Annotated in this window: 20 protein-coding genes; 3 read left to right on the top strand and 17 right to left on the bottom strand. The window is 63.6% G+C overall.

Annotation, left to right across the window (positions count from 1 at the left end):
* Positions 1 to 237: 237 nt before the first annotated feature.
* The 7 genes from A0W70_RS16020 to pepN form a co-directional block, all read right to left on the bottom strand.
* Positions 238 to 1,227: a PIN domain-containing protein gene (locus A0W70_RS16020; protein ID WP_067564249.1), complete on the bottom strand. Its 990-nt coding sequence runs from the start codon at positions 1,225 to 1,227 to the stop codon at positions 238 to 240.
* Positions 1,228 to 1,382: 155 nt separating this feature from the next.
* On the bottom strand, positions 1,383 to 1,943 hold the full coding sequence (locus A0W70_RS16015) for a hypothetical protein (protein ID WP_067564247.1): 561 nt from the start codon (positions 1,941 to 1,943) through the stop codon (positions 1,383 to 1,385).
* Positions 1,944 to 2,052: 109 nt separating this feature from the next.
* The gene (locus A0W70_RS16010) at positions 2,053 to 2,805 is read right to left on the bottom strand and encodes an SIR2 family NAD-dependent protein deacylase (RefSeq protein ID WP_067564243.1); all 753 of its coding nucleotides are present in this window, start codon (positions 2,803 to 2,805) and stop codon (positions 2,053 to 2,055) included.
* A gap of 355 nt (positions 2,806 to 3,160) precedes the next feature.
* Entirely contained in the window at positions 3,161 to 4,057 is an 897-nt protein-coding gene (locus A0W70_RS16005) for a hypothetical protein (protein ID WP_067564239.1), read from the bottom strand.
* A gap of 79 nt (positions 4,058 to 4,136) precedes the next feature.
* On the bottom strand, positions 4,137 to 4,520 hold the full coding sequence (locus tag A0W70_RS16885) for a hypothetical protein (protein ID WP_139150917.1): 384 nt from the start codon (positions 4,518 to 4,520) through the stop codon (positions 4,137 to 4,139).
* Entirely contained in the window at positions 4,513 to 4,902 is a 390-nt protein-coding gene (locus A0W70_RS16880) for a hypothetical protein (protein ID WP_139150916.1), read from the bottom strand. Before A0W70_RS16880 ends, A0W70_RS16885 begins: the two co-directional genes overlap by 8 nt.
* A 272-nt stretch (positions 4,903 to 5,174) precedes the next feature.
* Positions 5,175 to 7,817: an aminopeptidase N gene (pepN, locus tag A0W70_RS16000; protein ID WP_067564234.1), complete on the bottom strand. Its 2,643-nt coding sequence runs from the start codon at positions 7,815 to 7,817 to the stop codon at positions 5,175 to 5,177.
* Positions 7,818 to 8,296: 479 nt separating this feature from the next.
* Between pepN and A0W70_RS15995 the strand changes: the two genes are divergently transcribed.
* A complete protein-coding gene (locus A0W70_RS15995) occupies positions 8,297 to 9,175 on the top strand; it encodes a DMT family transporter (protein ID WP_067564230.1) in 879 nt (292 codons plus the stop codon).
* Positions 9,176 to 9,512: 337 nt separating this feature from the next.
* Here A0W70_RS15995 and A0W70_RS15990 read toward each other — a convergent pair whose 3' ends face one another.
* The 9 genes from A0W70_RS15990 to A0W70_RS15950 all read right to left on the bottom strand — a co-directional run bounded on the left by A0W70_RS15990 (position 9,513) and on the right by A0W70_RS15950 (position 18,716).
* On the bottom strand, positions 9,513 to 10,664 hold the full coding sequence (locus A0W70_RS15990) for an ABC transporter ATP-binding protein (RefSeq protein WP_070990103.1): 1,152 nt from the start codon (positions 10,662 to 10,664) through the stop codon (positions 9,513 to 9,515).
* Between the two features lie 15 nt (positions 10,665 to 10,679).
* Positions 10,680 to 11,501 (bottom strand): ABC transporter permease, encoded by an 822-nt coding sequence (locus A0W70_RS15985; RefSeq protein WP_067564225.1) that lies wholly within the window; start codon positions 11,499 to 11,501, stop codon positions 10,680 to 10,682.
* 12 nt (positions 11,502 to 11,513) lie between these two features.
* Positions 11,514 to 12,416, bottom strand: coding sequence for an ABC transporter permease (locus A0W70_RS15980; protein ID WP_067564221.1), 903 nt, complete (start codon positions 12,414 to 12,416; stop codon positions 11,514 to 11,516).
* 17 nt (positions 12,417 to 12,433) lie between these two features.
* Positions 12,434 to 13,474 (bottom strand): ABC transporter substrate-binding protein, encoded by a 1,041-nt coding sequence (locus A0W70_RS15975; RefSeq protein ID WP_067564217.1) that lies wholly within the window; start codon positions 13,472 to 13,474, stop codon positions 12,434 to 12,436.
* 113 nt (positions 13,475 to 13,587) lie between these two features.
* Positions 13,588 to 15,063, bottom strand: a complete 1,476-nt coding sequence (locus A0W70_RS15970) for an aldehyde dehydrogenase (RefSeq protein WP_139150915.1) — start codon at positions 15,061 to 15,063, stop codon at positions 13,588 to 13,590.
* A gap of 1 nt (position 15,064) precedes the next feature.
* Entirely contained in the window at positions 15,065 to 16,135 is a 1,071-nt protein-coding gene (locus A0W70_RS15965) for an LLM class flavin-dependent oxidoreductase (RefSeq protein WP_067564214.1), read from the bottom strand.
* 178 nt (positions 16,136 to 16,313) lie between these two features.
* On the bottom strand, positions 16,314 to 17,249 hold the full coding sequence (locus A0W70_RS17040; protein WP_067564209.1) for a flavin reductase family protein: 936 nt from the start codon (positions 17,247 to 17,249) through the stop codon (positions 16,314 to 16,316).
* 32 nt (positions 17,250 to 17,281) lie between these two features.
* Positions 17,282 to 18,142, bottom strand: coding sequence for an alpha/beta fold hydrolase (locus A0W70_RS17035; protein ID WP_067564206.1), 861 nt, complete (start codon positions 18,140 to 18,142; stop codon positions 17,282 to 17,284).
* Positions 18,129 to 18,716, bottom strand: a complete 588-nt coding sequence (locus tag A0W70_RS15950; RefSeq protein WP_067564203.1) for an amino acid synthesis family protein — start codon at positions 18,714 to 18,716, stop codon at positions 18,129 to 18,131. Before A0W70_RS15950 ends, A0W70_RS17035 begins: the two co-directional genes overlap by 14 nt.
* Positions 18,717 to 18,930: 214 nt before the next feature.
* Here A0W70_RS15950 and A0W70_RS15945 point away from each other — a divergent pair, with 214 nt between their 5' ends.
* Positions 18,931 to 19,653, top strand: coding sequence for a GntR family transcriptional regulator (locus A0W70_RS15945; RefSeq protein ID WP_067564200.1), 723 nt, complete (start codon positions 18,931 to 18,933; stop codon positions 19,651 to 19,653).
* 222 nt (positions 19,654 to 19,875) lie between these two features.
* Complete coding sequence (locus A0W70_RS15940) at positions 19,876 to 21,063, top strand: cation:proton antiporter (RefSeq protein WP_067564195.1); 1,188 nt, start codon at positions 19,876 to 19,878, stop codon at positions 21,061 to 21,063.
* 168 nt (positions 21,064 to 21,231) lie between these two features.
* Here the strand turns inward: A0W70_RS15940 and A0W70_RS15935 are convergent, their stop codons facing one another.
* Entirely contained in the window at positions 21,232 to 23,016 is a 1,785-nt protein-coding gene (locus A0W70_RS15935) for a SulP family inorganic anion transporter (RefSeq protein WP_245675912.1), read from the bottom strand.
* Positions 23,017 to 23,456: the final 440 nt, after the last annotated feature.

The raw sequence follows: 23,456 nt of genomic DNA, 5'->3' as shown, positions 1-23,456 counted from the left end.
AGGCCACAGCTATTCTGCTACACTCACGCGTAACCTGAGGTGATGAATTTAGCGGAAGAGTCACAATTCACCTCTTGCCGGTCGTCGCCGACCGAGTTTTTGCTCTGACCCCAAATATCCCCATGAACGCTCGTTCGTATAACGCTTACAGCATGCGCGACCATGAAATGGAGTCGTAGGCGCAATGTAGTGGGCGTCGCCGTGCCTGTACTGGTTATGTACTTCCATTGATCTCAGCTAGAACTCAATACTAGCGATCTCATTCAACTCACTAAAATCACTGTTCGCTCGGACTTCCACATACACAGTCATTCTTCCGTCAAAATTACGGGGAATTACGTCCCAATCGTAATCATCGTATCCAACACGCACCATATCTATGACTTCCGCATATACGCGATAATCCAGCCCAACATCAAAGACTGCCCGGTCGAGCCCAATTTCCACTAAATTCATCTCATACACATCTACAGATATGTCTTGAACACTTACTCGGCCATCCCTGTACTCTGATGCATACAAGCTCGGGTTCGCATGAAGTTCATCGCCGATCACCTCGGTTATCCAGTCAACATTTTTCTCCATAAGGGCGTGCGCAGCGGGAGAGAGTGCTTCAGTGTGTCGATTGTATTCATCAAGTACTTCAGACAGTTCCTTATGGCACCTGAATCGAGAGTCGTTGCGAAATGCTTCCAACATCCCGTTGTCTCTGGAAACCACGTAAATCGGGCGGCGGGGATTGTTCTCCGCAAAACTGACCATAGACGCGACAGCAAATGCATCGGGGAATTCATTTCTCTTTCGCCCTTTCCCAAAAGGCGGTTTAGCATCGAAGTATGATGCCACCACGCCCTGGAGGTTTACGCTGGCGAGAGGGATCGCTTCGGCATTGCATCGCGTGCAAAATCTCTCCCACGTCTCCACAATCCTTGCAACCAGCATTTCTTGGTCTATTTGAAAGTCGAGCCCAGCCATCTTCTTATCTTTTTCGCCAATCAAGCCTATGATGTTGCTGTCTAGTGCAGTCTGAATCTTTGCAGCGTGCTCTTCCGCAGTCTCTCGAAGCTTATATGTGACTTCCTTCTGGATTATTTCGGGAACTATTAGCCTTAACTCGTCGTCACTGCTCATGCCGGCCAACTTCCCTAGCGATGTGCCGCTGAAGCGATATGATTCTTGGACGTAAACACTTGTGTCTAGAAAGATATAACTGCGTTCAAACGTCATCGCTCATATCCCTTTTCAAAGGGCGCAGAAGAAATAGATCACTACTTAGCCTTGGAGACACGATCTACACGACATAACGTGCGCAATCAGCCGCCGACGCAGGAGGTTGGCTGAATTGCTTCGTTAGCGCAATGCACCGAATCCATGACACTAATCTACTCACGAAATTCTTTCAGCGTTTCCAAGTGCCCTGAGGACGTGCAGCCGAAAAGCACGAATCCACTCCGGTTTACCTGATAGCCGCGGATGTAGTAAACCTCGCCCTTCTGAAGGAACGCGCTCACCGGTTCCTTGGTTTGTATCCCTATACCACTCGGGCGGTCTACATCGTGCGATATGACAAACTGTATTTCACTGACGCTATTCCAGCGATCAATGATCTCTCCGATGCACAGCGCGGAGACTGCTTCGGAGTCCAACGCAATATGGCTGCATCGCGAACGGAAGGCCCGGATTTTCCGGGCAAGACTCGCCCACCCCTCGATTCCACTGTTGATTGTGCCACCGAGCGCGACCAGATTAGTGATGCCAACTAGAACTGCGTATATCCATATCCAGTCCGCCCCCGGCCCGTAGTTGACCTCTTCGAGACTGAGCTCCTCGGCGGAGTCACGAAGCTCCGCGAGGAGTTCATTCAGGTGGAATTCCGGAATCGCTTCGAGCCCGTACCCCGTCAGGGCCTCTGAATAGGCTGCCGGAATGAAGCGCAGCTCCATGGAATCTCCTCGCTAACGTTTGAGCTAAGCGGCACGGCTTTGCCGCGTCCGGTGGAGCGCGAAGCGCGCAACGAAGTTGAGCTACTTGTTAGGCAGCCGCGCGTCGTTCCTATCTCCACACATGATCAAAGTCGGCCGACGATGCGATGAGTTCCGTCACCAGACTGACGAGGCGACCGTGGGGGTCGGCCGTCTTTGGCCCCACAGGATAGCGAATCACCCGGACACCCAGTTCATGTAGCTGCGAGTCAATAAGCTTTTCGATCATCGACTGGTTCTCAGACTCCGATGCGTAGCTAGGAAGGAAGGCGTAGTGGTCATCGGCTCCGCCCCTCTTTGCCACCCATAGGAGTCGTCTCACCTGCGGATCGGTAAGTGAGCATCCAACAAAAAGGCAGCTCGAAGTCGAGAACTGCCGAAGCTGAACAAGGTTCCGCCAGCCATAACCGTCTGTTGCGTATGCATTGTAATCCTCTTCAGTAAGGACAATGGGTACCAGTGGTCCCCCGGCTTCCTTTAGGTATCCGTGTGGATAGAAGATCGGAACGGACTCGCTCGCTGCCACCATCGACGTCTCCCAGATCGGGGCAACCTGTACCGAGCGACTCTGCAGAGCTCGCTCAAGTAAGTCGTCGTAGTTGTAGCAAAGGACCGCCATCACCCTCTGATGTGCGGTCAGGTCGGCTAGACCAGCCATCAATGCAGATGGTCGGTGATCGGATGCGCTGCCGTAGAGCGCTTTGCGGACCAAGTACTGGCGATTGCTCTCCGCGACGCGAGCGATGATCATCTGGGCAACTGTCAGTGGATCGTTAAGCGTAACAAGCTCGTCGGCTAGCGCCTCCGCTTCGGGTGGCCACATGAAGTCCTCCCAGAAAGCGATTGACAGGTCTATAGGAGCACCAACGGGGTTCCCGGAGTTTCGCTGGGCGAACTTCCAATGAGTGAAATAGATCTTCGCGATATTCTTGAGAAGTCCACGCCAAGTAGGGAGTCCTGCGGAGGCCGGCACGCCCGCGCCCGCAACTAGGGTGCACGGGCGCTCATCGAGCGACCTCGCAAGCGCGAGGAAATTGCTCGCGCTAGGTGCACTGAGGTCGGCCAACCTTGGAGGTGGAAATGGGCGTGACGTCATCGTGCCCTCATTCCGACCAGCCTAACGAAAAACTAAGCTGCTTGGCGGAGCGCCGCGGAGCCCAGTCAGCTTGAGTGCCACGTTAGGCTCGCGAATTCCAGTCGGTATCTTCAATGACTCCATGATCGCCCTCCACGCGAACCGCTAGCTCTTTCCCGCACCCGAGCAAGCCGGCGTCCAGCGGCATATTAGCGAGGGGATTGTGAACCAAGATGAAGTCGTCGCCCATCCGTGCCGTCGGGTTCCCCGCATCAACCTTCGAATACAAAACGCCACTAAGATCCCGATAGTCTTGATCGAGGAAAATGTCGGTACTCACCGAAGAGCCAGAGCATTTCTCTACAACGCCCCGGTACTGGTATGACGTCTCCGCCACTTCTAAGGACTCGCGATCGAGCGCAACCTGGAGTCCGCCAATCGGAAAAACCGCTTTTGCAATCCACGGAGGATAGTCATCCGCAATCGCGTGATGCAGTTGGCACCCGTTTACCGCCACCACATACGAGTCATCTGGCCCAATTACCCCCTTATCTCGATACTCCCGGTACTTTGTCTCGTACTTTCCCTGGATTGCGGACCGCATCCGTAGCAGTATTTGCTCCTCCGGGACCCGTCCTGCTTTACCGAATTGAGGCTCTGGAATCGCGTCAGGATGGCCCAATGCCCCCGATGTTGGAGTTACCGCTTCTATCCAAACCCGCCCACCATCGGCTTCTATTAAGATGTCGGGTCCTGGCTTTGGACAGTGTACATCGAAACCCAACTCCAGTAGCGAACACGTGAGGTACATCTCCCAAAAGCGTTCATCAAACTCATGCGGAATACAGTCGAGGAAATGATCGTCAGCGTACGGCGAATAGCGGAGCCACAAACTCTCAGTCAGCTCCCGCGCCGCGCGGGCGGGATCGCTATCCGAGTCCCTCAGATTGATATAGGCGGGGTCCGTCGCCGCCACGCCTTCGCGAAACACCTGAGTCATACTTCTGGTCCCGCCTAACGATAAAGCTCAGCTGCGCAGCTTTGCTGTGTCGGCTGCAGCGCATTGTTGGATTTCGTTGCTAATCCTCGTATTCTGAGAAAAAATCACTTGCTTCTCTTGTTTTTTGCTCAATTACCGAGTTGAGATCGTAAAGATTCCGAAAGGAGACGTAGGTTCGATCTATCAAGAATATTGGTTTACCGCCATCCTCCAATACGCTTAACTCATACTCCGCTTCCTTTACTGTAATATTGTGGTCCTCAATGTAATTCGGTACTTGCTTTTCCACAAAAAATATTGTTGTTCCAGGTTTCGGCGACCAATCGCACCTGTACTGCCTGAAAACAAAGGACTCGTCCCGAAACACTCCCTTAATTTCATCTCGGTCGGCGAGCTCCCAAGACGCCTCTCCGGATTCCGTTCGACTAGTTAGATCAGAAACAAATTTCTCGTACTTATTCATCGTAGAGGTCCTTCGACGATAGTATGGAATTTTGCAGGAGGGTCAGCCTTGAGTACGCACGTAATCTGTTCTCCTCTGATAACGGTAATTCGTTTTCGACTTCGCGAACCCGTTTCTTTCGCCGAATTTTCCACCACGAGACATACTCATTGCGCACGAGCTGAAGAACGTCTTTCAAGTTTTCCGACGCGTCGGCTGTTAAAGGCTTGCGGCCACCCAGCGTCCGTACCGTCTCCCGAAGCCGCCCCTTCACATGTTTATTGTCCCGATGCTTAGAGATATCCCACACGAGCCGGTAAACGCCCACACCAACGAGCAGCGTTAGCAAAACGCTCACGATGCTGCTTATGCTTCCCGCAATATTCAGTAATCGTTCGTCCACGACTCCGTAGTCCTTATATTCAACAGGTACTAGCAAGCGATTGTTCGTAATGAAACACAGCGCATCACGGCCTATCATGAGGCTACGTGTCGCACCGCTTTTCAACTGCGGACAGCGAATGTGGGCATCTCAGCGCGGTCAACACCTCAGCCTTCTGCGTGATAAACGGCGAATGTCCGTCTATCACGCGTCCGGGACTGGTGGTCCGTCCCGAGACGAAAGACGGGCGCCCCGCTGGTACCCCGTGATGCTCAGCGGAAACGCACTCATTCTCAACCGAGCGCGCGCGACACCACTTCATATGTATTCTCGGAACAGGACGCCGTTGACATTACACGCTGCAATTCCTGCTTGAGAATGTCCTGCCTGGCATCATCAAACCGCCGCCACCGAATCAACGCCCGCACCAGACTACTCGCAATCTGCGGATTGACGGGGTCCAGTTCGATCACGAAATCCGCCAGCAACCTGTAGCCCTCACCGTCCGCGCGTTGGAACCCCTCGAAATTCCCCATCGCGAACGCCCCGATCAGTGAGCGGATGCGGTTGGGGTTCCTGCGGTTGAACGCGGGATGCTCCATTAGCGCCTTCACGTCCTCGATGACGTTCTCGCGTTTGGCCGTGGCCTGCAGGGCGAGCCACTTGTCCGTGACCAGCGGGTCGTTCTTCCACTTCTCATAGAAGTCGTTGAGTTCCTGGTCGCGCTCGGGGATATCGAGGTGGCTCAGAACGCGCAGGCCGGCGATGACGTCGGTCATGTTGCGCTCGACGTTGATCTGGTCGATGGCGAGCTGGATGTATTCGTTGCGCTCGAGCCAGCCGAGGTAGGCGAGGCACAGGTTCTTGAGGCGGCGGCGGCCGATGGCCGCGGCGTCGAGCGTGTATTCGGTGTCGTTGGCGCGCAGGCCGTAGGCGCGCTTGAGATCCGGTTCGAGGGCCTCGGCGAGCTGCTTTACGAGAGCGTCGCGGGCCTGGACCAATTGGTCGGGATCGATGGTCTCCAGGTCCTCGCCGATGGCCTCAGCGCTCGGGAGCGTGAGGGCCTCGGCCTTGAGGGCGTCGTCGAGGGTCTCGCTGTTGAGGACTTCGCGGTAGGCCTCGGCGTCCTTCTCCGGGAGTTTCGGGTCGAGACCGTTGTCGAGGTCGGCCATGGCCGCGATGACGCGGCGGCGGAACAGGGTCTGGCCGGCGTCCCAGCGGTTGAAGGCATCCGTGTCGTGCTTCATCTGGAAGCGCAGCGTGTCGTCGTCGAGGTCGCGTTCGAGGATGACGGGGGCGGAGAAGCCGCGGAGAAGTGAGGCGACCGGGCGTTCGGGGACGCCCTCGAAGACGACGGTCTGTTCTTCCTCGGTGATCTCCAGCACGCAGTCGTGCTCGCTGGTCTCGCGGTGCGAGAGGTTCACGCGCACGGGCTCGCCGTCGCGGCCGATGAGGCCCATGCGCAGCGGGATGACCACCGGCTCCTTGTGTTCCTGATCCTGCGTCGCCGGGGTGTGCTGGCGCACGGTGAGGTAGAACTCGTTGGCCTCGTCGTCGTAGGCCTCTTCGACTTTCAGGTGCGGCGTGCCGGCCTGGCTGTACCAGCGCTTGAACTGCGTGAGGTCGCGGCCGTTGGCGTCGGCCATGCAGGCGGCGAAGTCGTCGCAGGTGACGGCCTGGCCGTCGTGGCGCTGGAAGTAGAGGTCCATGCCTTTGCGGAAGCCGTCCGCGCCGAGCAGCGTGTGCATCATGCGGATGACCTCGGCGCCCTTCTCGTAGACCGTCAGCGTGTAGAAGTTGTCGATCTTGATGTAGGAGTCCGGGCGTACCGGATGGGCCATGGGGCCGTTGTCCTCGGGGAACTGCTGGGTGCGCAGCAGGCGCGCGTCCGCGATGCGCTTGACCGGGGCGGAGCCCATGTCCGCGGAGAACTGCTGGTCGCGGAAGACGGTGAGGCCTTCCTTGAGGCTCAGCTGGAACCAGTCGCGGCAGGTGATGCGGTTGCCGGTCCAGTTGTGGAAGTACTCGTGGGCGATGACGGCCTCGATCGCCTGGAAGTCGGCGTCGGTGGCGGTGTCCGGGTTGGCCAGCACGAGCTTGGAGTTGAAGACGTTGAGGCCCTTGTTCTCCATCGCGCCCATGTTGAAGTCGTCGACGGAGACGATCTGAAACAGGTCGAGGTCGTATTCGAGGCCGAAGGTCTCTTCGTCCCAGCGCATCGCTTTCTTGAGCGACGCCATGGCGTGGTCGGTCCGGCCGACGTTGTGCGGCTCGGTGTAGATGCGCAGCGTGACCTCGCGGCCGCTCTGGGTGGTGAACGCGTCCTGATGGCAGGCGAGGTCGCCGGCGACGAGGGCGAACAGGTAGCACGGTTTCGGGAACGGGTCTTCCCAGCGGGCCCAGTGGCGGCCGTCGTCGAGCTCGCCGGCGTCGACCGGGTTGCCGTTGGAGAGCAGGACCGGGTAGTCGGTTTTGTCGGCGACGATGGTGGTGCTGTAGGTCGCCATGACGTCGGGGCGGTCGAGGAAGTAGGTGATCCGCCGGAAACCCTCGGCTTCGCACTGGGTGCAGAAGTTGCCGCTGGACTGGTAGAGGCCTTCGAGGGCGGTGTTGTCCTTCGGATGGGTCTCGGTGACGACGGTGAGTTCGAACGTCTCGGGGACTTCCGGGACGGTGAGCTTGCCGTCGTCCGTGCGGTACGCGCCCGCGCCGAGTTCGTGGCCGTCGAGGGTGACCGAGATCAGGTCGAGGTGTTCGCCGTTGAGGATCAGCGGATCGCCCGGTTCCGCGGCGTTGCGGCGGACGCGCATGGTGTTGGTGACGCGGGTGGTGGCCGGATCCAGGTCGAAGCGCAGATCGACGGTCTCGATGCGGTACGCCGGCGGCGTGTAATCAGCCAGCCGGATGGGCTTCGGCGTCGCCTGGTCGTTCTTCATGCGGGTGCCTCCGGGGCGATGTTCGAGTCTATCAGCGTTATGGCGCGCGGTGGTGGGTGCGCGTGTAGGCCGCCAATGATGCACTTGTTGGGGGCTTTCGTCGTGGGTTCGATCCGCGAGGCGGCAGGGCCAAGGGCCAAGGGCCAAGGGCCAAGGATTGTTGTCGGATACAACGCGACGGGTGTCCAGCGTGGGTTTGCCGGCATTGCCCGGTGCCGGGTGTGCGGTGCGGGGTTTCGGGCGTGTGGGGCGGCACCGGGCAAGGCGGGCCTACGTGGGGCGGTGCGGGCGGCTTTTTTTGGGGGGTGCGCGCGTTCGCCTTTGGCGAAAACGCGCCTACGGGTTGGGAGACGGGCGTTGGCGTGATCCTGGGTGCGGTTTCTTGAGCTGATTCGCTCGGGGTGGGTGTGGGCGCTTATCATGCCGCGTTGGTTCGCGCCGGCGGTGGTCGGTGGGCACGGATTTGAGGGGAGATCGCTGTGGTTCAGGCCGTTTATGCAACCGACCATCGCCGGGGGACGCTGCTGGCGGCTACGGGTGTGCTCGTCGTCAGTTTCGATGCTTTGCTGGTGCGGCTAGCGGAGGCCTCGTCCGGGGATATCGTTTTTCTGCGCGGGCTGTTCATCGCGATCTCGCTGACTTTCATGCTGCGGCTGCTGCGCGGGCGCTGGACCTGGAACGCCCTGCGCGAGGGTGGCCGCCCCGCCTGGACGATGACGGTGACCATGGGGATGACCCAGATGCTGTTCGTCGTGGCGGTGATGCATACGCTCGCCGCGAACGTGGTCGTGATCCTGACGGCGGCACCGCTGTTCGCCGCGGTGCTGTCGGGCATCTTCCTGGGCGAATGGGTCCGAATGCGGACCTGGGTGGCGATGGCGCTGTGTATCGCCGGGATCGTGCTGGTGTTCGGCGGTTCGGTCTCGCTCGGGAACTGGGTTGGTGATGCGGTGGCCCTGCTGTGTGCGCTGATCGTCGCCGTCAATTTCACGCAGCTGCGGCGGGCCCCGCAGGTGAGCCGGCTGGCGCTGGTCAGTGGCGGCGGGCTGTTCGCGTGCCTCGCCTCGATTCCGTTCGCGGCTCCATTTGAGCTGTCGGGCCAGACGCTTGTTGTGGTCGGCGTGATGGGGTTGATCCAGATGCCGCTGGCGCTGGTGTTGATGACCGAGGCAACGCGCCATCTGCCCTCGGCGGAGGTGTCGCTGTTTCTGGTGCTGGAGGCGATCTTCGGGTCGTTCTGGGTGTGGCTGGTGCTGGGTGAGGAGCCGACCGGGGCGACGTTGATCGGTGGCGGGATCGTGATCGGGACGCTGGTGGGGCATTCGTGGCTGGCGTTGCGGCGGGAGCGGGTGGCGTAGAAGGCGGCAGGCGGCAGGCCGCAGAATCTTAGGCGCGTTTCGCCGAAGGCGAACGCGCGCATTTGGCCGGTGCGATGGGGCCGGTCGACGATGCGCCGGTGGCATGTAGCGGCGCGGGCGACGCCGGTGGGTTGTGCGGGCACGATCGCGACCGAGCTCGCTCCTACAGGGGGCGGGTTCTGCGAGTGCCTGGGCCGTTTGGGGCTTGCACCGGGGGCTCGCCGGGGAATGCCGGCATTGCGCGGTGGGATGCCGGGGACGGTTTTGGGCATCGGGGACCGCGCAAGGCCGGCCTACGTTGGCGGTGACCGGCGCGCGCGGCGTTCCCGGAATCGGGTCAGGCGAGTTGGCGTTCGATGTCTTCGGGGTCCCAGTCGCGGAAGACGTGGGTGTCGTGGACGTCCCAGGCGATCCAGCATTCGGCGCCTTCGCGGAAGCGTTCGCTGCTGTCGATGTGGTCGACCGACTTCACGCGGACTTCGATGCCCCCTTCAGTCTCCACGACGTAGGTGACGTTGTCGCCGAGGAACACGGCTTCGCGGATCTGGGCCCGCATGGCGTTGCTGCCATCCTCGGGTGCTTCCGGGCACAGGCGTACGCGTTCGGGGCGGACCATCATCAGGACCTTGTCGTTGACCTGGACACCGTCGGGGCGCGGTACGCGGATGCCGTTGTCGACGCCATCGACCGCGAGGACCGCGACGTCCTGTTCGAGTCCCTGTACGGGCGCCACGAGGAAGGTGGACGCGCCGATGAACGAGGCCACGAAGCTGTCCTGCGGGCGGTGGTAGAGGTCCTCGCCGGTGCCGATCTGGACGATGTGGCCGTGGTTGAACACGGCGATGCGATCGCTGAGGCGCAGGGCCTCTTCCTGGTCGTGGGTGACGTAGACGATGGTGGTGTCGATGCGGTCGTGCAGTGAGCGGATCTCCTGCTGCAGGTCTTCGCGCAGTTTGCGGTCGAGCGCGGACAGCGGTTCGTCCATGAGCAGCAGTCGGGGCTCGTAACTCAGGGCGCGCGCGAGCGCCACGCGCTGCTGCTGGCCGCCGGAGAGTTCGGACGGCTTGCGGTGCGCGAACTCTTCGAGCTGCACGAGTTTCAGGGTGCGGTTCACGCGGTCCTGGATGTCGCTCTTCGGGTACTTGCGGACCGAGAGCGGGAAACCGACGTTCTCGCGCACGGTCATGTGCGGGAACAGCGAGTAGCGCTGGAACACCATGCCGACGTTGCGCCGGTTCGGTGTGAGGCCGAGTACCGAGTTGCCGTCGATGCGGATGTCGCCCGAGGTCGGGGAGTCGAAACCGGCGATCATGTAGAGCGTCGTCGACTTGCCGGAGCCGCTCGGCCCGAGCAGCGTGAGGAACTCGCCGTGTGCGATCTGCAGATCGGTCTCGGCGACGGCGACGAAATCCCCGAAGTGGCGCGAGACGCCCTCGAGTTCGAGCATCGCGTGGGCGGGTTCGGGTTCGCGTTGGACCGCTTCACTCATTCGAACTTCTCCGGGTTACTGGTCCGCGTTCGTGACCGGCGGGCGCCGGAACCACTGGATCATTGCCGCCGCCAGCAGCAACACCAGCGTCAGCGCGACCATGAGCGCGGCGGCGGCCGCGATGACGGGACTGAGATCAAGGCGCAGCGCCGACCACATCTTGACCGGCAGCGTCTGCAGGCTCGGGCTCGACATGAAGATCGCGAGGACGACTTCGTCCCACGAGATCAGGAACGAGAACAGCGCGCCGGCGCCGATGCCCGGCATGATCGCGGGCAGCGTGACGCGCCACAGTGCCTGCGCGCGGGTGGCGCCGCAGACGATGGCCGCCTTCTCGATGTTCTCGTCGAACGAGCGCAGCGCGTTGGTCGTGCAGATCACCGAGAACGGCAGCGCCAGCACCAGGTGGCTGAGCGCGAAGGCCGTGAAGGTGCCCGACAGCCCGTAGCGCAGTGACGCGCCGTAGAGGCCGATGCCGATGATGATCAGCGGCACGATCAGCGGCGTGGTGGACAGCGCGGCCAGCGCGTCGCGCCCCGGGAAGCGGCCGCGGACAACCGCGAACGAGGCGGGTACGCCGAGCAGCACGGACATGACCGTCACGGCGATGCCGATCTTGAAACTGTTCATGATGGCGGTGAACCACGTGGGCTCGCTGAACAGTTTTTCGTACCAGCGCAGCGTCCAGTCCGGCGGCGGGAACGCGAGCCAAGGCGACGAGCCGAACGACAGCAGGATGATGAATACGATCGGCAGCAGCAGGAACAACCCCACGAGGATGTTCGACCCGTAGAGGACGTAGCGGAAACGGCCCATCGCCTTGAGATCGAGCAGCATCGCGTTCGCTCCTCAGGTGCTCGCCGTGTTGCGCTGGAAGCCGAGTACCGGCAGATAGATCGCCAGCGTGATCACCAGCAGGATCACCGCGGCGGCACCGCCGATGCCCCACTCGAGGTAGTTCAGTACCTGCTGGACGATGTACTCGGCCAGCATCATGTTCTTGGTGCTGCCCAGCAGCGCGGGCGTCACGTAATAGCCGAGCGACATGACGAACACCATCGTGCCGCCCGCGGTCAGCCCCGGTGTAACCAGCGGCAGGAATACCCGGGTGAACACGACCGGTGCGCGTGCACCGCAGACGGAGGCCGCCTGCAGTACGGTCTTGTCGATCGCCGCCATGCTCGTCTGCAGCGGCAGCACGATGAACGGGATCATGATGTAGGTCATGCCGATGACGATGCCGGTGAGGTTGTTCACCAGCGCGATCGGCTGATCGATCAGCCCGGAACCGACCAGCATCTTGTTGATGATGCCGCTGTTCTGCAGCAACACCAGCCACGCGTAGGTACGCGCCAGCAGACTCGTCCACATCGACAGCAGTACCACCGCGAGCACGAGCTTCGCGATGCGCCCGGGTGCGATGGTGATCAGCCAGGCCACCGGGAAGCCGAGCAGGATGCTGAAGATCGTCACCAGGATGGCGACGAGGAACGTGTTGCCGAGGATGTCGTAGAACGTGCCGCTGCCGAGCAGCTCGGCGTAGTTCTGCAGGCCGAAGACGGGATCCGTCACGCCCCGCAGAAATACGCCGAACACCGGCAGGAGGAACACGATCGCGAGGAACAGCAGGCCCGGCACGGCCGGCCCGAGCGAGCGCCAGCGGCTCGCGCTCGGGCCGGCTTTCGCCGGTGCGGTCCGCCGGGCGGCGCCCTGGCCGGACTGGCCAGGGCGCTCCCCCCGTGGTTCCGCCATTGTCGCTTCCGCCTTGCTCACTGCAGGACGAACTCGTTCCACTTCTCGGAGATCGCCGGGCCTTCCTCGGCCCAGTACTCGAGACTCATCGACACCTGCTCATCCGGATGCGCCGTGGACAGGTGCGGCCGGATCTCACTGTCGACCATCGGGTCCGACTTCTTGTTGATCGGCGTATACGCCGAACGGTTGGCGAAGTCGGCCTGGCCCTCGGCACTGACGGCATGCGCGATGAACTTCATCGCTTCCTCGCGGTTCTCGGTGCCCTTCGGCACGACGAGGAAGTCCGCGTGGGTCAGGTTGTCGTTCCAGGTGTAATCGACCGGCGCTTCATCCTGGAGCAGCTCGAACACGCGGCCGTTCCAGCAGAAGCACATGGCGACCTCACCCGAGGCCAGCGCCTGCTGCGACTCGGCACCCGAGCCCCAGAACGCCAGGTGATCCTCGATGGTTTCGAGTTTGTCGATCGCGCGGTCGACGTCGAGCGGATACAGGTTGTCGGGTTCCACGCCGTCGGCCAGCAGCGCCATCTCGAGGACGCCCGCGGTCGGCCACTTGTAGACCATGCGCTTGCCCGGGTATTCCTCGACGTTGAAGAAGTCCTCCCAGTTCTGCGGACCGCCGTCGCTGTAGGTGTTGGTGTTCCAGGCGAGGACGAACGAGAAGAAGAACGAGCCGACGCCGTGCTCACTGACGAAACGCTTGTCGAGCGGTTCCTTGTCGATGACATCGTAGTCGAGCGGCTCCAGCAGACCCTGTTTCGCGGCGCGCAGGGCGAACTCGCCCTCGACGTCGACCACGTCCCAGTTGACGTTGCCGGAATCGACCATCGACTTGAGCTTGCCGTAGTTGGTCGGGCCGTCCTGGATCACGCGGATCCCGGTCTCTTCGGTGAACGGCTCCGCCCAGGCGTTCTTCTGCGCCTCCTGGGTGGTACCGCCCCAGCTTACGAAGGTGATCGCATCCGCGGCGCTTGCCGCCGGTGCCATCGTTCCCAGCGCCAGGGTCATGCCGAACGCGCCCAGCAGCGCGTGTTTGTGGTTACGTTTTGCAATCATGGTTGTCTCCCAACCGCGCGTCTTCTTGGGTTGCAGTCCCGCTTCGCCGCGACACGCTTGAGCGAAACGGGCGTCGTGACCGGGCGCACCCGGCGTGACGGTTCCATACGGCCTTACCGCATTACGAACGGGTCCGGAATCGGGTCATCCGATGTGCGGACCCACACCGCCTTGGTACGGGTGTATTCGAGGACCGTCTCGGCGCCGCCCTCGCGACCGAGGCCGCTGAGACCATGGCCACCGAACGGCGCCATCGGCGAGACGGCGCGATAGGTATTGACCCAGACGATGCCCGCGTTGATGCGCTTCACCATCCGGTGCGAGCGCGCGAGGTCGCGCGTGAACACGCCGGAGGCGAGGCCGTAATCCGTGTCGTTGGCGATCGCCACGGCCTCGTCCTCGTCGTCGAACGAAAGGACGCTCAGGACCGGGCCGAACAGTTCTTCGACCGCGCTCGGTGAGGTGGCGCCATCGCAGTCGACGATGGTCGGTTCGAAGTAGAAGCCGCGCTCGACGCCGTCCGGACGCTTGCCGCCGCAGACGATCTTCGCGCCGGCTTTGGTGCTGCGCTCGAGCACGTTCTCGATGTGCTCGCGCTGGCCTGCCGTCGCCAGCGGCCCCATCTCGGTTTCCATATCACCGGGGTCACCGATGCGGATCTCGCGGGCCTTCGCGGCGAGGCGTTCAACCAGCGCGTCCTTGATCGAGCGGTGCACGACGAGACGCGAACCGGCCACGCAGCTCTGCCCGGAGGCGGCGAAGATGCCGGCGACGATGGCGTTGGTGGCGCTGTCGAGGTCGACGTCGTCGAATACCACCACCGGCGATTTGCCGCCGAGTTCGAGCGTCGTGTGCGCCAGGTTCTCGGCGGTGTTGCGCACGATGTGTCGGGCGGTGTCCGGACCGCCGGTGAAGGCAACGCGAGAAACCCGCGGGTGGCTGGTCAGCGGTTTGCCGCAGTCCTCGCCGAAGCCCGTGATGATGTTGACCACGCCTGGCGGGAAACCGGCCTCGTGCACCAGGCGCGCGAATTCGAGCAGCGGCGCGGGGCCGTCCTCGGAGGCCTTGAGCACGACCGGGCAGCCCGCGGCGAGTGCCGGGCCGAGTTTCACGGCGGAGAGCATGAACTGGGAGTTCCAGGGCACGACGGCGGCGACCACGCCGATCGGCACGCGCTGGAGCGTAACGTCCATGTCCGGCTTGTCGATTGGCAGGTGGCGCCCTTCGAGTTTGTCCGCGAGGCCGGCGAAGTAGCGGTAGTACTGCGCCATGTAGCGGATCTGGCCGGCCGTCTCGCGGATGATCTTACCGGTATCACGCGTCTCGATCTCGCCGAGGCGCTGCGCGTTGTCTTCCAGCAGATCGCCGAGCCGGTACAGCAGCTTGCCGCGCTGCGTGGCGGTCAGGCCGGCCCATTCGCCGTCCGAGAGTGTGCGCTCGGCCGCCTTGACCGCGCGGTCGACATCATCGGCGTTGGCGGCCGGCATCTCCGCCCAGGCGACCTCGGTCGCCGGGTCGATGCTCTCGAACGTGCGCTGGCCGTCTTCGAAGCGGCCGTCGATGTATTGCTGGAATCGGGTCAGTGCCATCTCAGCCCCCCTGCTGCCCGGCGGCGGCCGGGCGTGCATCGGCGAAAGCCGGCATCACCTCGTCGATGAACAGCTCGAGCGAGCGCTTCTTCTCGGCGTGCGGCATGCCGCCGTCGATGTGGAAGCAGTACTGATCCACGCCCCAGTCGGCATAGCGCTGGATGCGCGGGATGATCTCGTCGGGCGTGCCGATCATCTGGTTGCGGCGGATCGTCTCCGGGTCGTACTCGTCGCGATTGGCGACATCCTCGTACGGCACCGCTTCCGGGAAGCCGTCGCGCACCTCGCCGATGTTCTTGAACAGGTTCTCGAAGTGGCGACCGAAGCGGATATAGGCATCGACCGGACGACGCCAGTCGTCGGGGTTGTCGAGTACGGCCGTCTGGCGGGCGATCATCAGCCGCGGGCGCGGCACATCGGGATTGGCCGCGCAGGCCGCGTCGAACTTCTTGCCGAGGTCCTCGACTTCCTCGTCCGGCTTCGAGAGCGGCGTGCCCATGACGTTGCAGCCGTTCGCGACGGCGAATTCATGCGTGGGCTGACCGCGCGCCGCGATCCACAGCGGCGGGTGCGGCTGCTGCATGGGCCTCGGCACCGAGGTCGCCGAGGCGAAGTCGTAGCACTCGCCGTGGTGCTCGTAGTCGCCCTTCCAGAGACCCTGGATGGCGGGCACGAGCTCGTTCATGTACTTGGCGCCTTCGTGCTGCGAGATGTTCAGCATGCGGTCGAATTCGTACTGATAGGCGCCGCGCGCGATGCCAAGCTCCAGCCGGCCGTTGGTCATGACATCGGCCATGGCGGCCTCGCCGGCGAGCCGGATAGGGTTCCAGTACGGCGCGGTGACGATCGCGGTGCCGAGGCGGATCCGGTTCGTCTGCGGCGCCATGTACGCGATCAGCTCCAGCGGATTCGGCGAGATGGTGAACTCGATCGTGTGATGCTCACCGAACCAGGCCGTCTCGAAGCCACCCCGGTCGGCGATCTGCACCAGTTCGGTCATCTCCTCGAGCAGTTGCCGATGGGAGATGTCCTTGCTGAAGCGCTCCATGTTGACCAGTAATGAGAATTTCACGTCATGTACCCCTGTCTTGTTTCGGTCGTTTCGGTCCGGCGATAACGGCAACCCGGGTAGGCCGGCTTTTGCCGACAGGCAACAGCCGGCATGCTCTTGTACAGAGCGTGTACCTTGTCCGCCGGCTGGCTCCCTTCGGTCGCAAGCCGGCCTACGGGCTCGGGGAGACCGAGCGCACTCATGACCGCGACCCCAGTGGATGAACCTGGCCCGCCTCGAAGTCGCCGACGTACACCCCGAAGCGGTCTTCGACGCGCTCGTTCACGTAACGGCCGAGCATCGAGCGCAGCGCGCTGTCGGGGAGGCGCTCCCACGGGATCTCGTCGAGCGGGATCATGCGCGCGCCGGCGCCCTCGCCCGGTGCGCGGCGGATCTGGCCGCGGTAGTAGACGTTCAACGATCCGCTTTGATCGTGCTCGAACACGGCGAACAGGAAGCCGATCTCGGCATCGACCTGCAGCTTCTGCAGCCGGCCGAGCAGGCTCTTCGGATCGCTCGCCGGACCGAGCCGGGAGCCGACGGGCAGTGAGAGGTTGCCCTGGTCGTCCTCGATCAGCAGCACGTTGCCATCGCTCTCGAGGATGCCGCCCACGCAGGTCTTCTGGCCGGGCGACGGGATGGCATCCTGTTCCAGGCCGGACGTGAGATACGCGCCGCGGAAATAACCGAGCGGATTCGCGGGCGTGTAATGGAAATCCTGTACCTCACCGATCAGGATCAGGTGATCGCCGGCCTCGACGCGCTTGTGCACGCGGCAGTCGACCCAGGAGAGGCTGCCGTCGATCACCGGGCTGCCGGTCATGCCGCGATGCCAGCTCACGTAGGAGAACTTGTCCGCCGCCTTGCCGGCGAAAATCCCCGAGACCTCACGCTGCTCTTCAGCCAGCACGTTGACCGCGAAGTGCTCGGTCTCGGCGTACACCGGGTAACTGAGCGCGTTGTGGTCGATGCACACCAGCACCAGCGGCGGCTCCAGCGAGACCGACGTGAACGAGTTGGCGGTAAAGCCGCGCGGGCGATCCTCGCCGTCGACCGTGGTTATCACGGTGACGCCGGTCATGAAGGTACCCAGCGCCTTGCGCAGTTCGCGCGGGTCGATGGCCTGTTCGGACATGGGTGTCGGCTCCGGCTGTGCTTGTGCGCTCGTCATGACGATTGGGCCTCCGCATCGGCGCCCCGGCCACCCGTGGCCTGGCGAAGAAAACGTTCGATCAGCGGGTTCACGCTGTCGGGTTCGACGTAGGCCATCATGTGGCGCGCGCCGGGCACGACCGCGAACTCGCCCAGCGGACTCTCCGTGGCCATGCGGCTGGACATTTCGGGGGTCGAGTTCGGATCGTGCTCCCCGGTCATGAACAGCGCCGGCACCGCGAGTTCCGGCAACCGCCCACTGAAGGCGTCGTCCGCGCAGGCGAAGCAGCCGTAGACACGGGCGTAGCCCGCCGGGTCGACGGCGTCCAGCAACTGGCGCACGGCGGCGATGCAATCGGGCTGCCGCGCCCGCTGTTCCGGGCCGAACCAGCGGTCGAGCGTTTCCTCCAGGGTGGCCTCGCCGTTGCCCTCGGCCAACCGCCGGGCGCGGTCCTGGACCGCGGAGCGCTGCGCGGGGCTGCGCTCGTAGACGGCATTCAGCGCGACCACGTCGACCACCCGTTCGGGCGCATGGAGCGCGAAATCGATCGCGACCAGCGAACCCATCGAGTGGCCGGCCAGGTGCGCACGCTCGATCCCCAGTTCATCGAGCAGTTCGCCCAGTTGCCGGCGCAGGTCGGCGAGCCCGGTCTGCTCCGGCGGCAGCGGGCTATCGCCATGGCCCAGCATGTCGTAGGCGATCACGCGCCAGCCCCGCTCGGCGAAATACGCGATCTGCGGCGCCCAGACGGCGCGGTTCATGCCGACGCCGTGGACCAGTACCAGCGGCTCGCCGCTGCCGGCCTCGATCCACGCGGTACCGTCCGCGGCGCGGAACGCCTCGGCCGCCGCCGTGTCGACGTTATTCGCCGGCACCACCGAGTTCCTTCATGTCCTGGTAGCGGTCGCCGATCCGGTGATGCGGACGCCCGCCCACCGAGGCGCCGAGCGCCACGATGATTTCGTCCGGCGTCGGCGCGTCGCTGATCGAGAACTGGATCGTCAGGTAATGCGAGCGCATGCCCGCGTCGTGCTTGTGCATCAGCGGGATGCTGATCGGCGCGTCGGGTCCGCCGCGGGTATTGGTGAAGCTGAGGAAGCTCTCGGCGCCGACCGCATTGCGGTAGATATTGCCGAAACGCAGGGTGTGGACCAGCCCCGATCCGTGTTCGATCTCGCCAGAGGTGCCGACGACGGCCGCCTTGCCATAGGCCTCGACGGCATCGCCCGAACCGGCCATGCGCAGGATCTCGTCCGTCAGGAGCTGGCCCAGAATCGGCGCGAAGGCGTGAATCTCGGGCTTCAGGTCCTCGACGAAGCCGCGCCCCGCCCAGGGGTTGTCCAGCACGGCGGCCGCGGCCAGCAGACGCAGCGGCGGCTTGGCCTCACGCCCGCCCTCGATGCGCTGTTCCTCGGTCCAGCTCACGGTCTTGCGGATTCTCGGCTCCATTGCCGCTCCCTTCGTTACGGCGCCTGCGCGGCGCATGTCCCGCCCCGAATCGGCCTCTTCGCCGCCCGGGCAATATGTTGGTAAGATTGTATACCAGCATACGGCCTGTCAAGTCATCGTCGTACAAGCAGCTAATCGGCCAGGCTTGCGGCAACCTGCGATGACGCATTCAATACGCGCAGGGCGACAGGGCTCAGCGAGGGAGTATCGATCGATGGCGGAACCGGGAGATGGCGATTCCATGCGCATCCAGCGCACGGCGAAGACGCTGCGGCAACTCGCGCTGGAGAAAATGCGGGACGCGATCCTCCGCTTCCGTTTCCGCCCCGGGGACCGCCTGACGGAACGCGAACTCTGCGACCGGCTCGGCGTCAGCCGCAGCGTCGTGCGCGAGGTCCTGCGCCACCTGGAGGCCGAGGGTCTGGTCGAGACCATTCCCCATCAGGGCCCGGTGGTCGCGCGCTTCGATCCGGCCAAGGTCGAGCAGATCTACGAGATCCGCGCCCTGCTGGAGCCGATGGCCGCGGCCGCCTGCGCCGAACAGGCCGACGCCGCCGCGGCCGAGCGCCTCGACCGCGCCATCGACGCGATCGACCAGGCCTTCGACGGCGGCGATCCGCCCGCGATTCTGGAGGCGACCACCGCCTTCTACGATGAACTCTTCCAGTGCAGCGGCAAGCTGGTGGCCTGGGAGATCGTTCGCTCCCTCAACGCCCGCATCAACCACCTGCGCGGCATGACCATCTCCTCCGAGAACCGCCGCCGTGCGGCCATACCGGAGATGCGCCGCATCCAGCAGGCGATCGCCGCCGGTGACGCCGAGGCCGCGAGTATCGCGTCCCGCGATCACGTTCACCGCGCCGCCGATATCGCGCGCGAATTCCTGCACCGCGAATTCATGCCCGGCGATGCCGGCACATCGGCAGCCAGCGAATAAGGCGGCGGGCACCGTAGCGAGAGCGTGCGGACGGACGGACGCGCCCACGAACCGGTTGCCGGCGTGCGTGGCCGTCTCCGCTGTAGTCGGCCCTTCAATCGAACGGGCCGCACATCGCGAGCAAGCTCGCGATCAGCCACGTCTCCAGTGGAAACGCTCCTGACTCCAGCCAGATCACTGGCCCGGCGTGCGATAATGCGCATCCGCCGCCGGAGTTGCAGGATGCACGCCGAAGCCATCGTTCACGCCATTTTCATCATCTTCACCGGCGCGGCCATCCTCGCCACGGTCGCGCTGTATGCGCGCCAGGCCTTGCCGGTGGCGTATATCGCGCTGGGTCTACTGACGGGGCCGGTGCTGGGCGAACTGGGCATCGGTCTGGGGCTGGCGGCGGATCCAGCGATCATCCGCGGCATGGCGGAGGTGGGGATCATCTTCCTGCTGTTCCTGCTGGGCCTGAACCTGGAGCCCCAGGAGCTCAAGCGCCTGCTGCGTGAGGTGACCGTCGTTACGGTGATCACCTGTGGCGCGTTCTGGGTGGTCGGTGCCGCGATCGGTGCGCTGTTCGGCTTCGGTGTGCTGGAGGCGGTGCTGATCGGGGCGGCGATGATGTTTTCGTCGACCATCATCGGCCTGAAGCTTCTGCCGACCTCGGCGCTGCACCATCAGCGCATGGGCGAGATCATCGTATCGATCCTGCTGCTGCAGGATGTGATCGCCATTGCCATTCTGCTGCTCATCCAGGGATCGGGCGGCGGTGACACGCCGGGGCAGGATCTGCTGATCAGTCTGGGGGCGGCACCGCTGTTCGTCGTGTTCGCGTTCCTGTTTTCGCGTTACGTGATCACGCATCTGTTCCACCGCTTCGATGCCATTCGCGAGTACATCTTCCTGCTGGCGATCGGCTGGTGTCTCGGGCTGGCGGAACTCGGTTACTCGCTCGGCCTGTCGTACGAGATCGGTGCCTTCGTCGCGGGGGTGTCGCTGGCGACCAATCCGGTCGCGCGTTTCATCGCGGAGAGCCTGAAACCGCTGCGCGATTTCTTCCTGATCATGTTCTTTTTCGCCCTCGGTGCGAGCTTCGACCTCGCCGTCCTGCCGGACGTTTTCTGGCCGGCGCTGACCCTGGCGGTGGCGGCGCTCGCGATCAAACCGTGGGTGTTCGACCGGGTGCTGGAGCGCCAGAAAGAGGCGCACGATCTCTCCCGCCAGATCGGCGTGCGGCTGGGACAGATCTCGGAGTTCTCACTGCTGGTCGCGATCGCGAGTTTCGAGAACGAGCTGATCTCCGCATCGGCGAGTTACACCATCCAGGCGGCGACGATCATGACGTTCATCGGTTCGTCGTACTGGATCGTGCTGCGGTATCCGACGCCGGTGGCGGTTACGGAGCGTCTGCGGCGGGATTGAGGGAGCGGGGTAGCCGGCTATTGTGCCGGTCATGTCTGCATCGATATGCCCTCGGCGCAATCATCGCGAGCAAGCTCGCTCCTACAGGTAAAACCAGCCGCCGGGTGGCAGGATTCATGTAGGAGCGAGCTTGCTCGCGATCGTACCCGCGAAACCTGTCGGCAACGATCAGGTCTCGATCGGCACGATGTTGTCGGTGCGCCGCGGCACGCGCTGGCATTCGTTGAAGATCCTGGCGGTGCAGCGTTCGCAGATCTCGCGTTCGAGACGCTCGAAGATGCCGGCGATGGCGTTTTCCTTGCGCGAGAAGATGTGGTCACGGCCGAAGGCCTGGGCGTAACCGCTGCGGCGCAGGAACGCCATCTGCTCCAGGCGCACGTCGCACAGATACAACCCGCCCCCCATGCGTTCCAGCCGCCGGGCCTCGGCGACGAGCATCTGCGCGCCGGCGCTGTCGATATAACTGATGTTGCTGCAGACGATCAGGATATGCTTGCGCGCGTCGGACCCTTCCGACAGCCGCCCGAGTGTCTCCGAGATCGGCTGCACGGACCCGAAGAACAGATGACCGTCGATCCGCACGATCTTGAGCTGCGGGCACTCGGTCAGGTGCTTCCGACGCAGATTGGCGAAACGCCGTTTCGGATTGTTCGGATCGGGCGCGAGGCTGAACACGGAGGGGTTGGCCGCACGGTTCAGGAACAGCACCAGTGACAGCAGCACACCGGCCAACACCGCGAACGCGAGATCGACCAGCAAAGCCGTGAAGAACGTGACCAGCAACACGGTCGTATCCTGATAGCTGGAGCGCCAGATCTCGCGGATATATTTGCGATCGATCAGGTTCCATGCGACCAGCAGGATCATGCCGCCCATCGCCGCGGTCGGAAGATACGCGGCCAACGAACCCACGCCGAACAGGATCAGCATCAGGAAGGCGGCCGAGAACAGGGCCGACAGCGGCGTGCGCGCGCCCGCCTCGTAGTTGATGCCGGAGCGTGTGAACGAGCCCGAACTGGCGTAACACGAGGCGAATGCGCCGACGATGTTCGACAGCCCCTGGCCGATGAACTCCTGGTTGCCATCGATCCGCTGCTGCGAACGCAGGGCGATCGCGCGGCCGATCGACACGGCCTCGATCAGGCCGAGCAGGGCGACGGCGAGCGCCGGGGCGGCCAGATCACGCAGGATCGCGAAGTCGAGCGTCGGCAGGCTGAGCTGGGGCACGCCACTCGGCAGACTGCCGACGACCGCGACACCGTGTTCGGCCGCGTTGAGCCCGTACCCGGCGAGGCCGCCAGCGAGCATCGCCAGCAGGAGGTACGGCCATTTCGGGCGCACCATGCGGATCCCGATGGCCACGACGAAACTGGTCGCCGCGATCGCGAGCACCCGCGGCTGTACGGCCCCCAGGTGGGTCAGGGCGTAATACCACACCTCAAGGAAACTGCCGCCGCGGGGGATCTCCAGCCCAAGGACGTGGCGCAGCTGACTGGTCACCACGAGGATCGCGGCGGCGGCGGTAAAGCCGGTGATCACCGCCGGCGAGACGAAGTTGACTAGGGTCCCGAGGCGCGCGAGGCCGAAGCCGAGCTGGTATAGCCCGGCCAGCAGCGTGAGCGTCAGTGCGAGCGAGATGTACATCTCGCTGCCGGGCGTGGCAAGCGGCGCCAGGGTCGAGAAGACCATGATCGACAGGGCCAGCGTCGGCCCGGAAATCAGGTGCCAGGAGGAACCGAACAGCGCGGCGATGATCGCGGGCACGATCGCGGTATAGAGCCCGTACTCGGGTGGCAGGCCGGCGAGCAGCGCGAAAGCGACACCCTGGGGCAGCACGACCACGGCGTTGGTGAGGCCGGACCAGGCATCAGCCCGCGCGGTGGCCTTGTCCACCCGCGGCCACCAGCGCATGAACGGCAACATGCGCCGCCATGGGATCACGCGCTGAATCACGCCTCTTTCCTTGCTGCGGCAGTGGCGGGCATTCGCCTCCCTGGGTGTGCGGTGCCCCGGCCCGGCGCGGGCCAGGCGGGAACAATATTGAGCGCCGACAACGCCACGCTGGCGATACCCCGGACGCGGGGCGATGTCGATTCCCCGCCTGTGATTATGAACTATGCCGGGGCCGACGCAGAATCGCGTCGTGCCGGGGTGTGGCGGCGGTCAGGGAATCGAGACAGCTTGTGCCCGATCATGCCGGCTGTTGCCTGTCGGCAAAAGCCGGCCTACGCGCTTCGACCGCCCCCCGGCAGGCGGCTTGCGGTCGAAGGGAGACAGCCGGCGTTCGGATACACAGCCCGCTCGTGGTACGGACGAACGGGACTTTGCCGGCAGAACCCCCCCGGGCGGTGCGAGCGCTGCCCGCACCGCCCGCGGGACGTGTGCCGGCTCGC

Origin of the sequence: Halofilum ochraceum (genome assembly GCF_001614315.2) — a bacterium.
Lineage (GTDB): Bacteria > Pseudomonadota > Gammaproteobacteria > XJ16 > Halofilaceae > Halofilum > Halofilum ochraceum.
This window is presented reverse-complemented; position numbering and strand designations above follow the sequence as displayed.

Bases quoted from the DNA above. Each gene is read 5' to 3' on its own strand.
- A0W70_RS16020 (WP_067564249.1), bottom strand. From the start codon at position 1,227: ATGACGTTTGAACGCAGTTATATCTTTCTAGACACAAGTGTTTACGTC.
- A0W70_RS16015 (WP_067564247.1), bottom strand. From the start codon at position 1,943: ATGGAGCTGCGCTTCATTCCGGCAGCCTATTCAGAGGCCCTGACGGGG.
- A0W70_RS16010 (WP_067564243.1), bottom strand. From the start codon at position 2,805: ATGTGGCCACCCGAAGCGGAGGCGCTAGCCGACGAGCTTGTTACGCTT.
- A0W70_RS16005 (WP_067564239.1), bottom strand. From the start codon at position 4,057: ATGACTCAGGTGTTTCGCGAAGGCGTGGCGGCGACGGACCCCGCCTAT.
- A0W70_RS16885 (WP_139150917.1), bottom strand. From the start codon at position 4,520: ATGAATAAGTACGAGAAATTTGTTTCTGATCTAACTAGTCGAACGGAA.
- pepN (WP_067564234.1), bottom strand. From the start codon at position 7,817: ATGAAGAACGACCAGGCGACGCCGAAGCCCATCCGGCTGGCTGATTAC.
- A0W70_RS15990 (WP_070990103.1), bottom strand. From the start codon at position 10,664: ATGAGTGAAGCGGTCCAACGCGAACCCGAACCCGCCCACGCGATGCTC.
- A0W70_RS15985 (WP_067564225.1), bottom strand. From the start codon at position 11,501: ATGCTGCTCGATCTCAAGGCGATGGGCCGTTTCCGCTACGTCCTCTAC.
- A0W70_RS15980 (WP_067564221.1), bottom strand. From the start codon at position 12,416: ATGGCGGAACCACGGGGGGAGCGCCCTGGCCAGTCCGGCCAGGGCGCC.
- A0W70_RS15975 (WP_067564217.1), bottom strand. From the start codon at position 13,474: ATGATTGCAAAACGTAACCACAAACACGCGCTGCTGGGCGCGTTCGGC.
- A0W70_RS15970 (WP_139150915.1), bottom strand. From the start codon at position 15,063: ATGGCACTGACCCGATTCCAGCAATACATCGACGGCCGCTTCGAAGAC.
- A0W70_RS17040 (WP_067564209.1), bottom strand. From the start codon at position 17,249: ATGTCCGAACAGGCCATCGACCCGCGCGAACTGCGCAAGGCGCTGGGT.
- A0W70_RS15950 (WP_067564203.1), bottom strand. From the start codon at position 18,716: ATGGAGCCGAGAATCCGCAAGACCGTGAGCTGGACCGAGGAACAGCGC.
- A0W70_RS15945 (WP_067564200.1), top strand. From the start codon at position 18,931: ATGGCGGAACCGGGAGATGGCGATTCCATGCGCATCCAGCGCACGGCG.
- A0W70_RS15940 (WP_067564195.1), top strand. From the start codon at position 19,876: ATGCACGCCGAAGCCATCGTTCACGCCATTTTCATCATCTTCACCGGC.